The sequence below is a fragment of the Leifsonia sp. YAF41 genome, assembly GCF_052113185.1.
In the GTDB taxonomy this organism is placed as follows: domain Bacteria; phylum Actinomycetota; class Actinomycetes; order Actinomycetales; family Microbacteriaceae; genus Cryobacterium.
On sequence record NZ_JBFRCS010000011.1, the window covers coordinates 81,798 to 94,928 of the forward strand.

Genomic DNA, 13,131 nt, shown 5'->3' on the forward strand with positions numbered 1-13,131 from the left:
TCGTCGCGGCAGCTAAGGAGGAGCGCACCAAACAACACGAATCTAGGGTAGCACCGTTTGCACGCGGTCTGAACACCGGGGTTCTCAGAACGGGCTCACGAGGTGGGTGCTGATGCGGGTGCGGATGCCGCCCCTGACGAAGATTCGCCGAGCCCGCGCGCAAAGAGCAGCGCCTCTCGCACCGACAGCGACGGCAGGTAGGCCCTGGCCAATGCGAGGCCGATCGCCGGCAGGGCGACGGCATCCGGGTAGGCCATGATCAGCGGCTGGAGCTCGGGCTGGAACTTGCGTTTGAAGGCGAACAACGAACGAAATCCGTAGACCGGTTCCAGCACCCGACCCAGAAAATCGAGCATGCGCGCGGGCAGGTCGGCGGACTCCCCCGCCGCGCCCGCACCCGGGCTCGTCGCCAGCGGGGCGGCAGACAGACTCAGAAATTCGATCTCGGGTTGCTCGCTCATCCTGCGCGCGGTCTGGGCGATCAGAAACTCCATCACACCGTTCATGCTCTCGGGCCGACGGCGCATGAAGTCGAGCGTCCAGCCGATGACGACGCCGTCGCGGTAACTCGGCATCCAGCTCGTCACGGCCTGCACCTGGCCCTCGGCGTCGACGGCGAGCATGAGCCGTACGGCCGGATCATGCAGTTCGTCGAGACCACCGAGGGTGAAGCCGAGCTCCGGCAGTTCTTTTTCCTGCACCCATTGCTCGCTGATCTCAGCGATCTGCAGGCTGAGCAAGACGGGCAGCGCGCGATAACTCGTCCACTCGGCCCGCACCCCGGCACGGTCGGCCCGGTTGATCGACGAGCGGATGTCCTGCCATTTCTTGCCGGTCGTGTCCCAGGTGCGAGGGCGCAGAACTGTTTCCTCGCCCACACCCATGGTCGCCCAGCCCATCGCGTCAAAGGTTGCCTGCCAGTGGTCGTGCAGGCTGTAGAAGACGGGAATCCAGCCGTGGTCGTCGCAGAATGTGGCGAACTCAGCGACGGCCGCCGGGCCATCCGCGGCCGGTCCGATCGGCTCGCTCGTCGTGATCGCCACCCCGTTGACCACCCGGTAGGCGATCGCCGTGGTGCCCGACCGCGTGAACCAGTTCGAATTGCCTTCCCAGGTCGCCATGAAGGCGAGCGAACCGCCGCCTCCGGCGAGGAGCAAAGCACGGAGCCGCTCGGCGCCGTGCTGGTCGACCCGGCCCGGTGCGCTCCGCAGGCAGAGAATGACGCCAACGATGACGACGATCCAGAAGAGCGGACCGATCCAGTGATACAGCGCGGACGATGCCCAGTCGCCGGGAAGAAAGCTCACGCGCTCAATGCGCAGAAAGCCGACCGGGATGAACCGCTCCGGCACGTCGGCGAGCAGGTCGAGAAAGGTCACCGATGGGCGGAAACTGGTGCGCAGCAGCCAGCCGACGCCGAGGTACAGTGCCGCGAGACCGAGGCCGCTCGCCACCGTCGCGATGATGAACGTGCGGGGTCCGCCCGGTCTGCTCCGCACCGGGAACCGTCGCAGATTCACCAGCAGCACCAGCGCAACCGTGGCCGGTGCGAGCACCGATACCACGAGCACGACCGCGATCTCCCAGTAGTGCGAGGCGTGCGGCCGCCACACGAACGGTGCACCCGAGCTGGGGAGCAGTCCGTAGTACCACGCGCCGAGCGCCGCCAGGGCAAGGTTGACGACGATGGCGACCCATGCGGCGAAGCGACGACCGCGAGCCAGCCCGAACGCCGCGACGAGCAGAACGAGCAACGGCAGCAGGCTGACCAGAATCGGCCCGCCGCCACCCAACCGTTCCAGGGTCAACTCGTGCACGCACTGCCGGGTGATGTTGCCGAGCAGGCAGCGATCAATGGCGTCTCCGGCCGACGGAACGTCGGGGCTGAACAGCAAGCCGAGCGGCGCCAGGATGCCGTACCGCCCACCGGAAAAACTCGTCACCAGCGGCCCGACTGCGACAACACCGACAACCGCGGCGAGCAGGGTGCGTGTTTCGTGGTGGGAACTGCGGCGCCAGGTGAAGTCGGCGGGCTCAGGCCGGAACGCCAGTCCCATCCCGAGTCCGGCCAACGCGGCGAACACCCGGTACAGGTCGGACGGCTGACCGGAATAGAGCAGCAAGACCAGGATGCCCGCGAGCGTCAGAACCCGGATACGCCGGCGCCAGAGCGGCCCGGCGAAACAGCTCGCGGCCATGATGCAACCGGCAATCGGGGCGAACGGATCCAGCGCCCACAACTCGCTGACATGTTGCGACCACAACTCGCCGCTTGCGACACCGAACCCCTGCATCAGAATGCCGAAAAGCGCGCCCAGCACCGCAGTGACGGTGAACACGATGATGGTGCGCCCCGTTCCCAGCAGGCGTTCCGCGTAGCCCAGCACAATCACCGCGGCCAGAATCGAGACCACCAGGGCGATCAGACCGTTGGCGAAGAACACATAGCTGATCAGCGACCACCAGTGGCCCAGGTCGACGACCGACTCATAGCCGGTGCCGAATTGCAGCCGCAGGTCGCGGTGCGGACCCCGTAGCAGCCCGGTGAACGTCGCCAACACGAGCAGGAGGAGTGCGTAACCGATCGCGAACGGCTGCTTCTCGGCCAGACGCCACAGCGCCCTCATCGCCAGTCCCCCGTCACTCTGAACCCGGCAATCCGAGGTCGATGGAAATCTGCGGCAGGGCGGTCGTCCAGGCCCCGATCACCGTATGCCAATCGTGCGCCGTGCCGGGTGAGATCAGCAATTCGGTCTTAATTCCGGCCCGTGCGGCATCCGCGTTCAGAGTCTTTGACCACGGCAGGTACCGCTCGTCATTGCCGCCAACGGCAAAGATGGCGTTCATCCTGGCATAGGGCGCATGTGCGGCGAGAATCACCGACGGAGTCGCAGCGAGAAATGCCTTCGAGCTTCCGCCGAATCCAACGTTGATGGTGTTTTCAATACTGCCCTGCTGCGGAACGAGTTCGCTGGAGATCGCGAAGAGGGTTCCGAACAGCTGCGGATTGGCCGGTCCCAGTTGCATCGTGCAGGTCGCCCCTTGAGAGAAGCCGGCGAGTGCCCAACCGGCGGGGCCGGCCATGACGTGAAGATGCGAACGAATCCAGGTCGGCACGTCGACGGTCAGATAGGTTGCGGCATTGCCGAGAGCCGAGTCGACGCACATCGGGTTGTCGTCGGGCGCACCGAGCTGGTCGGGCACCACGACGATCGGTGCGTAGCCGTTGTGGGACGCCGCGTATGCGTCGAAGATCTGGGCCAGCCGACCCGCACTGAACACATCGTCCGGGCTCCCGGGTTGACCGGAGAGCATGATGACAACGGGAAGGGCAGACGGATGAGCGGTGCGGGCCGCCGGTGGCAGATAGACCAGGGCAGGGCGAGCGGCGAACCCCGACACCGTCGCAGGGATCGTGACGCTGCCGACGGTGCCGGCCGGGGGGACGCCGCCCCGCACCGGCGCCGGATCGAGAGGCGAGAATTCTCCGATGCCGAGCGCGCTGTCGAGTGTGGTGAACGCGCCGAAATCGGCGTTGATCCCGGCTGCCGCGGTGAGTAGAAAGACGGGGATCGCCAGAATCGCCACGCCTTTTCGTACCCAGCCGGATTCAGGGAGGCTGACGATCGCGAGCGCTGCGGCGGCGAAGAACGCCGAGATCCAGACCCGCGTGACCAGGGAGAACGAAATGCCGTAGAGATCCCAGATGTCGCTGACCAACCAGGCCACCGCCCAGCCGATTATCGCCCCGCAGATCACGGCGACAACGGCGACGATCAGGCATCGTCGGAGCGGTCGACGCACGAGCAGAATGACGAAGAATGCGGCCGCCAGCAGATACAACCCGATCAGGATCGGACCGCCGACGATGCTTACTTCGCCCAGCGGGCTGTTCATGGTGCCTCCACCAGCAACTCTCACACTCCGCGGCCGCCCTCGCAGTCGCTTTCGGGAGTTCTGAATGAGACTTCAGAGAATTCGGGCCGCTGTGCAGGCAACACCCAGTGGAGTCGCCGGTTCATCGCGAGCGGCCAGCCGGCAGCCCCACCCGCTCGGCACACCGCGGCCCGACGCTCACTCTGCGGCGAGAGCCACCATCGGTGACACCGAGGTGGCACGCCGAACCGGTGACAGCGACGCGCCGAGTGTGAGCAGTGCCGCTCCGACAACACAGCCGACCAGCAATGGCCAGGGAATCGACGGGGCGATCAGCCCGACGCCCTCTTGTGCACCGAGCAGGGCAACCGCTCCCGCCCAGCCGTAGAAAGTCCCGAGAACCAGGCCGAACCCGACGGCCGCGATCGTCATCTGCAGACTCTCGGCCAGGATCATCCGTCGCACCTGGCCCGCGGTGAAACCGAGTGCGCGCAGGAGCCCGAGTTCGCGCGTGCGCTGCAGCACGCCGAGCGCCAGATTGTTCACCATGCCGACCGCAGCGATCAGAGCGCTGAACCCGATCAGCACCGAGAAGATCGCGACGGTGACGGTGACGATCTGGTCGACCCCGCCATACAGCTCGGGCCGGGCCGCTTGCGCCCGCGTCATCATGTCCTGATAGCTCTGGCCGGCGACCGCGAACATGGTGATCAAGGTGACGCCGATCACGAGGCCGATGGTGTTGCGGGAGCTCCGCTCCGGGTAGCGGCGCGCATTCGCTGCCGCGAGCGTGGCGGGCGCCGACGAGCCGAGCAGCCGGCCGGCGAGGGCAAGGATCGGCGGCATCACCAGGTGGGCTCCCAGCATGAGCCCCGTGAACGAGAGCAGACCGCCGACCAGGCCGACGAGCACCCCGAGCGGGCTGACCAGCCCCAGCGCGACGCCGGCGAGCAGCAGCAGTGTGCCGGTGGCCATCAGCGTGATCGCGGATGCCGTGCGCCCGCGGTTCTGTCGGCCCTCGTCGGTCGAACGCTCGGTCGCGGCCCCGATCGCCTGCATCGGACTCACCGTCAATACCCGGCGCGACCCCACCCACGACGCTACGCCGGTGGCGACGATGACGATTGCCACTGGCACGGCGCTCAGCGGGTCGAACGGCGGATAGTCACCAGGCGGAATCACCGAGTTGGCCACCGCGATCTGAACGACGGCGAACGCGACACCGAGGCCGAGCAGGCCTCCGATGACGGCCCCGACCAGTCCGCTCCGGAATCCCTCGCCGGCCACCCGACGGCGTTCGGACCGGGCGCTTGACCCGATCAGGCGCATCAGGGCAATGGTCCTGACGCGGCCGGCGATGACCGTCGCGACGGTGTTGACCGTCACGATCGACCCGACATAGACCGCGATCACAATGAAGACGAAAGCGACGATGACGAGCACGATCCGCACCGTCGCGTACTGGGCGACATCCTCGCCGCCGATCATGGCGGTCAACGCACCGGTCACCTGGATCAGCAGCACGCCGAAGGCGGCACTCAGCGCCGCAACGAGAACGCTGGCCCGGTGGTCCCGACTTTTCAGGTGGGCGCTCATGCCGGCTGTTCCATACCCAGCATGATCCGCGAGATCTCTTCGGCCGTCGAGCGCCCGCGCTCCAAGGTCAGACGCCCATCGGCCAGGAACAGGATCCGGTCGGCGTAGCTTGCCGCAACCGGGTCGTGGGTGACCATGGCGATGCTCTGGCCGTAGTCGACGCTGGCCGCGGCGAGCAGGGAGAGCACCTCCCGGCCGGTGCGGGAATCGAGGTTTCCGGTCGGCTCATCGGCGAAGACGAGGTCGGGTCGGGTCGCCAGCGCGCGGGCGATCGCCACACGCTGCTGCTGCCCGCCCGACAGCTCGTGGGGCCGGTGGGTGAGCCGAGGGCGCAACCCGAGCACATCAATGAGATTGTCGATCCACTCCTGCTCCGCGTTGGTCGGCCGGCGGCCGTCGAGCTCGAACGGCAGCAGGATGTTGCCGCCCACGTCAAGGGTCGGCACCAGGTTGAAGGCTTGAAAGACGAACCCGACACGTCGGCGCCGCAGCACGGTCAGCGCGGAGTCGCCGAGCCCGCTGATTTCGGTGTCGCCCAGCCAGACGCGGCCGCTGGTCGGGGCATCCAGCCCCGCCATGATGTGCATGAGTGTCGATTTGCCGGAGCCGCTCGGCCCCATGATCGCGGTGAACTCACCGCGACGGATTCCGATCGACACATCATTGAGGGCGGTGACTGTGTTGGCGGCGGTGCCGTACGACTTCGACAGCGCGGCAACCCGGGCAACGAGGCCGAGGTCTGAGGGGATGATTTCCATGCTTCAACGCTACGAATCGAGCGCGAATCCCGAATCGGGCTGGCGGTGTATGTGCCCTCACTCAGGAGGATGACCGAACGTGAGACTGACGGCCAGTCGCCTCGGTCAGTCGCCCTCGGTCAACCGGTGCTGAAAGGCGAACACCACGAGCTGCACCCGGTCCCGCAGGGCGAGTTTGGCCAGGATACGGCTGATGTGCGTCTTGACCGTCGCCTCCGACAGGTACTCCCCCGCGGCGATCTCCGAGTTGCTGAGCCCCCGGGCGGCGAGCAGAAAGATGTCCCGCTCCCGGCTGGTGAGGGTGCCGAACGATTCCGGGGTCGCCTCGCGTGCGGCAACCCGGCGGTCAAAATGCTCGAAGAGTTCGCGCGTCGCTGCCGCGGCAATGACCGAGCTGCCGGCGTGCACCGTGCGAATCGACGCCAGCAAGAACTCGGGGTCCGCATCCTTCAGTAGAAACCCGCTGGCTCCGCCCCGGATGGCCCTGGTCGCGCTCTCGTCGAGGTCGAAGGTCGTCAGAACCACGATGCGCGGCGGCTGCTCGCCGCGGGCGTCCGCTGCCCGCAAGATCTGCTCCGTCGCCTCGATGCCATCCATCACCGGCATCCGGATGTCCATCAGGATGACGTCGGGACGCACCGCGGCTGCCATCTGCACACCATCGACCCCGTTGCCGGCCTCCCCGACGAACTCGAGGTCGGGCTGGGAGGAGATAAGCATACGGATGCCGGCACGAAACAGTGATTGGTCGTCAACGAGCGCCACTCGAATCGGTGTGGTCTCGGTCATGGTGTCACATTCACTTTCGGGAGGGAGCTGTCGACGATCACCGGCGCGGTGCCGGCCAGAATGGGGAGCGCGGCGGTGACGGTGAACCGGCGATCGACGAGCGCGGTCTCGAGCGTTCCGCCCGCAAGCAGCGCGCGTTCCCGCATGCCGGGAAGCCCATGACCCACACCGGCGCGTTCGTCGAATGAGCGATCCGGTCGAACCGCGTTGGTGACCACCGCGGTCACACTGCTCTGGTCCCACTGGATCGCGAGATGCACCCGGTGATCGGGGTCGCCGTGACGCAGCGCGTTGGTCAACGCCTCCTGGATGATCCGGTAGAGCGCCATCTGGGCGCCGGAACCGAGGTGCTGCGGCGCGCCCGCCGTCGTCCAGACAATGGCCAGCCCGGTTCCCCGCATCTGCTCGATCAGACGATCGAGGTCGGCGAGCACCGGTTGCGGACCCTGCGCCTCTTGTTGACGCAATTGGGTGAGCAGGATGCGCACATCCGCCAAGGCGTCCCTGGCCGTCGCCGAGATGGTGGTGAGAGCCGAGTCGACGGCCGTCGGGTCGCTAGCTCTGGCGTAGCGGGCGCCATCCGCTTGGGCGATGACCACGGCCAGGGAATGAGCCACGACATCGTGCATGTCACGGGCGATGCGGTTGCGTTCTTGCTCGACGACGACGGTGCGCTGGGCGATGCGCTGCTCCTCGACGGCGCGCACCTCCTGGCGGCGACTGAGCCTGGCGTTCTGCCAGGTGCGAATGAGCAGGCCCAGCGTCCACGACAATCCGAGCACACCGACCGAGGCGATGAACACCCCTGCGAGCCGAAAGAACATCCCCGCGACATCGGCGATTTCCGCGCTGTACGACCCCTGAAGGACTCCAGACAGGTAGAGTCCGGCGATCAGCGCGCCGACGCCCACCGAAGCAAGGCCCGACCATTTCACCACCCGCCCTCCGTAGGCGGCCGTGGCATAGAGAACGGCAAGCACGGCGAAGTTGGCCGTCAGGATCGGCAAGCCGAATGACACCTGCACCAGCGCGCTGACCCACGCGATCGCGAGCGCGATGGCCGGAGAAACCCGGCGGAAGGCGAGGGCCGCAGCGAATCCGACGGAGACGACGGTCTCGACCGGCGCGCCGAACCCTGAGGAGAGCATGACGAACAGAAAGACGAGCGCGATGGCGATATCGGCCGAGAGCTGACGGTAGGTCATGGTGCGAAAGAGCAGGGAGGCCCGAACCACTGGTGTCGAGCTCTGTCGGTCGCGATCCATCACCGCCGCTTCGAGACCCGTCCATTCTCGGGGGCCGGTCGACGACACATCCGCCGAATTCACCGGGGGTCGACTCTCCTGGTGCGCGCGCGCGTTCAGGGCCAGCCCAACCGCCCACGCCCCGAGCACGAGGCTGACCTGGATGAGCACGGCCATCAGAAACGAGAAGAGAACGGCCAACGCGCTCCAGATCCCGTCGAATCCGTGGTTGGCCTGACTGAACGCGTCTGACAATTCGATGACGCCGATGACGCCCGCCAGAACGATCGCTCCGGCGAGGCCGATCCAGCGCACCACCTTGGTTCCGTGTGCTGCCGCACCGAAGCAGACGACGACGCCCGCAAAACAGTAGGCCCAGGCCTGCGGCGTCGAACCGGCGCCCGTGACCCCGAATCCGAGCGCGAAGAACCCCGCTGCCAGAGCGCCGATCGGGCTGATCCGAGAGAAGGCGATGGCGACCGCGAGGAGCAAGACCCCGCCCAGGTCGAGCACGCGGCCCGACCAGACGGCCGCGATAGTCCAGACTCCGAGAAAGAGAACCGCCAGGAGAGGTTCGAACGCCCAGCGATAGCGCATCACTGCAGCGGGAACCGCCCAGGGGGCTTTACCCTGGTCTGCCTCGGTCAACTCTGCCATCCTTCAAGCGTAAGCCTCGGCGTGTCGCCGCACCCCCTCAGCCCGGCGATGTCCCCCGCAGGTCGACCGAAATCATCCTGCCGATGTAGCCGGTGCGAGCCTCACGCCCGCCATTCTGCCCGGGCGCGCACGAAATTCACGACGCCAACGATGATGAGGCACTGTGCGGCGAGGTACGTGAGCATGATCAGGAATCCGGCCTGCCAGATCCCGACGTCCGGCACAAACCGGTCCACCGCGAGCATCGAGTCCGACAGCAGAAACAGCGTGGCGCCAGCGGCCACGATGGGGGCGCACCGGGTGGCGACGATCGCCATCGTGGTGATCACGACGGAGTAGATCAGCGCGGGCACGAGCATGGTGCCGAGGTGGGGCCAGAGCAAAACTCCGAGGAGTGCGAACCAGACCAGGTAGAGCAGGGCGGAGCGTGGGAGCCTCCCGCGTCCGAGGTGGCGGAGGAAGAGCACAATGTACGCGACGTGGGCGAGGAGGAATGCGCCCAGGCCGGCGAGAAACCAGAGCGAACCGTCGATCATCAGTGCCAGGTCGCCGAGCCATCCGAAGAAGAGTGCGATCAGGGCACCGACGACGGGGGCGGTCAGCCGCCCTCCCACACTCCAGACCAGGGCGAGCGCAAGGCTCGGAATCAGCAGCGGCTTCGTCGCCGTGATCAGCGCTTCGTTTCCGGCAAGCTGACCGATCAGATGCAGGATGCCGGCGACAAGAAACGGACTGAACGGCACCACGCGGAGCAGGGTAGAACGTGACACAACGACTCACTTCACTGTGGGTTGAACGCGGGGTTTGAACGCGGGGTTTGAACGCGGGGTTGAGCGTGCGGTTGAACGCACGGCCGGGGTATGTGCCCACCCTAGCGAGTTGATTCCTTCACACGCGGCTGTGCCGCCTCGGTCACCCGAGACGGCACAGCATGTGATCGACCACACCGGAGTATGACGTGGCCGCAACGACGTTTCTAGAACAGCGCTCCGTTGATCGTCGACTCGGTGACGGCGCCGTCTTCAACGCCCCACGTCTTCAAGATTTCGAGGTAGGTGCCGTCGTCGATCAGTGACTGCACGGCAGCCTGCACTGCCTGTGCCAGGGTTCCGTTGTCTTTGGCGATGGCGAAGCCGAACGGAGCGGAGTCGTACTGGTCGCCGACCATCTCCAGCTTGCCCTTCGTAGCGGCAACGGCGTAGGAGGTCACGGGTGAGTCCGCGGCGAACCCGGCTGCCCGGCCGAGAACCACCGAGTTGGTGATGTCGTCCTGGGTGTCGAGCTTCAGGATCTCGATCGGCGCCTTGCCGGCGGCGACGCACGCCGCGGAACGCGCCGGGAGGTCGTCGGTCTCCTGGTAGGTGGTGGCGCCGGCCGCGATGATCTTGCCACAGGCATCCTCGGGGTTGAGAGTGCTGCCGGCCTGAGCGGCCCAGCGCGTTCCCGCCGAGTAGTAGTTGACGAAGTCGACGACCTTCTCGCGTTCGAGGGTGTCGGTGAACGAGCCCTGGCCGAGGTCGTACTTGCCGCCGATCACGCCGGGGAGGATGTTGTCGAACGCCGCTGCCTGGTAGGTCGGGGTCAGACCCATCTTCGCGGTGATCGCGTCCATCAGCTCGACCGCCCAGCCCGTTGGCGCACCTTCGGGCGTCTTGAACTCGTTGGGCGAGTAGGTGAGGTTGACGCCCACGTTGAGCGTTCCGCTTGACGCAATCTCTTTCGGCACGAGCGCGGTGACGGCATCGTCAGCGGCGACCTTCGAGGTGGCGGTTGCGGAGGGCAGGGCGGTGGTCGGTGCGTTGTTGACGCATCCGGTCAGGCTGAGAGCGATGAGCGCGGCGGTTGCGCCAATCATCAGCCGGGCTGCGGTGTTGCGGGTGTTCATCGGAGCTCCTTGCGGGTGGGGGTGGGGTGGGGCAGGGGAATCAGGAAAGGTCAGCGGGGAGGAGGGCGGCCTCGAGGGCCGAGATGTCGTGCCCGGCCGCGGCGAGGTACGCCACGATCTCGGTCACGGATGCGACGCCGGCTCGCGCGCCGTGACGCTCGGTTGCACGCGCCCCGGCGCCATTGGCGAATCGGGCGGCGAGTGCCGGGTCATCGGTGCGATCGAGAGCGAAGAGAAAGGCGCTGCAGAAGGTGTCGCCGGCACCGGTGACGTCGACAACTGCCGCTCGGATACCCGGAACAACGTCGGCTCCCCCGGTCGAGTAGACCGTGGCGCCGTCTTCGTCCTGGGTCACGACGAGGTGGGTCATGCCGGCCTCCAGCAGGGCGGAGACGGTCTGCTGAACGGTGCGTCCGGCGGCGAGGCGCTCGAATCCGATGCGATTCACAATGCAGACGTCGACGCATCCGATGATCTCGGCATCACCGTCGGCAAGGTCGCCGACATCGAGGTCGAGCACGATGCGGGCGCCGCCCTGCCGGATTCTCGACAGGATCTGGGCCGGAGCGAGTTGGCCGTGGCGCAACCGTCTGAGGTCGCCGATCGAGCTGTACACGCTGCGGGAACCGGCGAGCTCGGCGAGCGTTGACTCGTCGAGTTCGAAGCGCTGGTCGCCGATCTCCGGGGTGATCACCACATGCTGGTCGCCCACCAGAAAGATCAGGCAGCGGGAGTCGGCCAAGCGTGGGTCGACCCGGCAGAGACCGGTATCGATGCCCTGGTCGACGAGATCGGCGAGCAGGCGCCTGCTCACCGCCGAGTCATTCATCGTCGTGAGAAACCGCACGTCTGCGCCGAGTGCGGCATGTACGCTCGCCGCGTTCGCAATCATTCCGCCGACTTCTGCCGTCTCGGTGCTGACCCAGGCCTTGTCGCCGACGCCCGGCCAGACCGGGGCGCTGAAATACTCATCGAGTGCGACGTCTCCGATGAAGACCGTGGCGGTACGGGAGCTCACAGTGACCGCCCCTCTCGTGCCGCCGGCGTCAGGATGTCGGGATTCGCGGGGTGTGCGAAGTCCACGTCGACCTCGATTGGGCCTTCGATCACCGGTGCCCAGACGTCGGCGATTGAATCGTCGGCGGTGGCCAGCCAGTAGTAGGGGGTGGGGCTGCCGAGTCCGTGACAGGCCGAGTGCCAGATCCCTTCGTCGAGGACGACGACGTCGCCGGGTTCGATGACGAAGGCACGCACATCGTCGGCGTGGGGATGCTCGCCCACCGTGTCAGCGACGGCCACGACGACGGGGGCACCGGCGCAGAAGAGCGCTTCCTTGGTGTGCAGATGCCGTTCCATTGCCGTCACGAGCAGCGGTTCAGCCGAGCCGATCGTCAGACCGAGATGGCCGGGAGTGCCGAGCACGGACTCGAGGGAGCGGTGATCGCTCCAGCCGGCGCCGTGCGTGGTGACGACATCCGTGCCACCGGCGAGTAGCTCGATGGCCCGGCCGAACCCGGAAAACTCGGCCGCGGTGACGCGACGTGCCAGAATGCGGCGGTGGGGGGTGGTGGTCATCGCAGTCCCTTGACCAGCGAGGTGATCTCGACAACGTGGGCGCCCAGCACGGCGCCGGAATCTTTGCGCGTGTCTTTGAAGGCGCTTCCGATGATGGCCGCGTTGACGAGTGCGAACTGTTCGGCACAGTTGGCAGCCGTGATACCGGCCCCCACAACCAGGGGGAAGTCACCGAGGATGCCCCGGAACTCTGTGATGCTGTCGAGGCTCGTCTCGATGCCGGTCCCTGAGCCGGTCACGACGATCGCGTCGGCGCGCTCCATGCCGAGACGCAGGTCGGTCTCGAGCGAGTTGCCGCTCAGGTAGGGCTGGTACTTGAACCGCACGCCGCCGAGCAGTGCCGCATCGGTTGCGGTGCGCATCTCAGCGAGTCGTTCGGCGAAAGCCGGCTCGTCTTCCGGGGTGAGGTGTCCGGCGACGGAGTCGAGCTGAACGAAGCTGGCGCCGAATTCACCGGCGAGGGCAAACCCGCGCTCGTCGTCGTCGAGCACATTGACGCCGTAGGTGGCGGTCGGGTGGGTGGCGGCGAGCCAACCGAGCACGTTCTCGACATCGTCGGGGGTGCCGAAGTAGTTCTCGATGATGACGGCGTCGACGCCGTTGGCGTAGAGCACGTCGATCTCACGCTGAGCGATCGAGAGCTTCTCGGCGCGGTCGGCACCGGTCAGGTGCACCATGCCGAGAACCGGCTTGCCGGTGGCCAAAAGATCGAGAAATGCTGCGCGTTTGCTGGTCATCGTGGTTCCTTCGT

11 protein-coding genes are annotated in these 13,131 nt (G+C 66.7%); all 11 read right to left on the minus strand.

The window, feature by feature from the left end; translation table 11 throughout:
- Positions 1 to 95: 95 nt before the first annotated feature.
- Positions 96 to 2,627, minus strand: coding sequence for a phosphatidylglycerol lysyltransferase domain-containing protein (locus AB4Y63_RS14000; protein ID WP_441791674.1), 2,532 nt, complete (start codon positions 2,625 to 2,627; stop codon positions 96 to 98).
- 13 nt (positions 2,628 to 2,640) lie between these two features.
- Positions 2,641 to 3,897, minus strand: coding sequence for an alpha/beta hydrolase (locus tag AB4Y63_RS14005; protein WP_441791675.1), 1,257 nt, complete (start codon positions 3,895 to 3,897; stop codon positions 2,641 to 2,643).
- A gap of 177 nt (positions 3,898 to 4,074) precedes the next feature.
- Positions 4,075 to 5,472, minus strand: a complete 1,398-nt coding sequence (locus tag AB4Y63_RS14010) for an FtsX-like permease family protein (RefSeq protein WP_441791676.1) — start codon at positions 5,470 to 5,472, stop codon at positions 4,075 to 4,077.
- Positions 5,469 to 6,230 (minus strand): ABC transporter ATP-binding protein, encoded by a 762-nt coding sequence (locus AB4Y63_RS14015; RefSeq protein ID WP_441791677.1) that lies wholly within the window; start codon positions 6,228 to 6,230, stop codon positions 5,469 to 5,471. The genes AB4Y63_RS14010 and AB4Y63_RS14015 overlap by 4 nt, the downstream gene beginning before the upstream one ends.
- Before the next feature lie 105 nt (positions 6,231 to 6,335).
- Positions 6,336 to 7,019, minus strand: coding sequence for a response regulator (locus AB4Y63_RS14020; protein ID WP_441791678.1), 684 nt, complete (start codon positions 7,017 to 7,019; stop codon positions 6,336 to 6,338).
- Entirely contained in the window at positions 7,016 to 8,920 is a 1,905-nt protein-coding gene (locus AB4Y63_RS14025) for a sensor histidine kinase (protein ID WP_441791679.1), read from the minus strand. Before AB4Y63_RS14025 ends, AB4Y63_RS14020 begins: the two co-directional genes overlap by 4 nt.
- A 101-nt stretch (positions 8,921 to 9,021) precedes the next feature.
- Positions 9,022 to 9,690 (minus strand): lysoplasmalogenase, encoded by a 669-nt coding sequence (locus AB4Y63_RS14030; RefSeq protein WP_441791680.1) that lies wholly within the window; start codon positions 9,688 to 9,690, stop codon positions 9,022 to 9,024.
- A 206-nt stretch (positions 9,691 to 9,896) separates the two neighbouring features.
- Positions 9,897 to 10,805, minus strand: a complete 909-nt coding sequence (locus tag AB4Y63_RS14035; protein WP_441791681.1) for an ABC transporter substrate-binding protein — start codon at positions 10,803 to 10,805, stop codon at positions 9,897 to 9,899.
- A 40-nt stretch (positions 10,806 to 10,845) separates the two neighbouring features.
- Positions 10,846 to 11,823, minus strand: a complete 978-nt coding sequence (locus AB4Y63_RS14040; protein WP_441791682.1) for a carbohydrate kinase family protein — start codon at positions 11,821 to 11,823, stop codon at positions 10,846 to 10,848.
- On the minus strand, positions 11,820 to 12,380 hold the full coding sequence (locus AB4Y63_RS14045) for an ureidoglycolate lyase (protein ID WP_441791683.1): 561 nt from the start codon (positions 12,378 to 12,380) through the stop codon (positions 11,820 to 11,822). Before AB4Y63_RS14045 ends, AB4Y63_RS14040 begins: the two co-directional genes overlap by 4 nt.
- A complete protein-coding gene (locus tag AB4Y63_RS14050; RefSeq protein WP_441791684.1) occupies positions 12,377 to 13,117 on the minus strand; it encodes a BtpA/SgcQ family protein in 741 nt (246 codons plus the stop codon). The genes AB4Y63_RS14045 and AB4Y63_RS14050 overlap by 4 nt, the downstream gene beginning before the upstream one ends.
- Between the last annotated feature and the right edge of the window lie 14 nt (positions 13,118 to 13,131).

Coding starts and splice junctions, on each gene's coding strand:
- AB4Y63_RS14025 (WP_441791679.1), bottom strand. CDS start 8,920: ATGGCAGAGTTGACCGAGGCAGACCAGGGTAAAGCCCCCTGGGCGGTT.
- AB4Y63_RS14005 (WP_441791675.1), bottom strand. CDS start 3,897: ATGAACAGCCCGCTGGGCGAAGTAAGCATCGTCGGCGGTCCGATCCTG.
- AB4Y63_RS14045 (WP_441791683.1), bottom strand. CDS start 12,380: ATGACCACCACCCCCCACCGCCGCATTCTGGCACGTCGCGTCACCGCG.
- AB4Y63_RS14035 (WP_441791681.1), bottom strand. CDS start 10,805: ATGAACACCCGCAACACCGCAGCCCGGCTGATGATTGGCGCAACCGCC.
- AB4Y63_RS14010 (WP_441791676.1), bottom strand. CDS start 5,472: ATGAGCGCCCACCTGAAAAGTCGGGACCACCGGGCCAGCGTTCTCGTT.
- AB4Y63_RS14000 (WP_441791674.1), bottom strand. CDS start 2,627: ATGAGGGCGCTGTGGCGTCTGGCCGAGAAGCAGCCGTTCGCGATCGGT.
- AB4Y63_RS14050 (WP_441791684.1), bottom strand. CDS start 13,117: ATGACCAGCAAACGCGCAGCATTTCTCGATCTTTTGGCCACCGGCAAG.
- AB4Y63_RS14020 (WP_441791678.1), bottom strand. CDS start 7,019: ATGACCGAGACCACACCGATTCGAGTGGCGCTCGTTGACGACCAATCA.
- AB4Y63_RS14015 (WP_441791677.1), bottom strand. CDS start 6,230: ATGGAAATCATCCCCTCAGACCTCGGCCTCGTTGCCCGGGTTGCCGCG.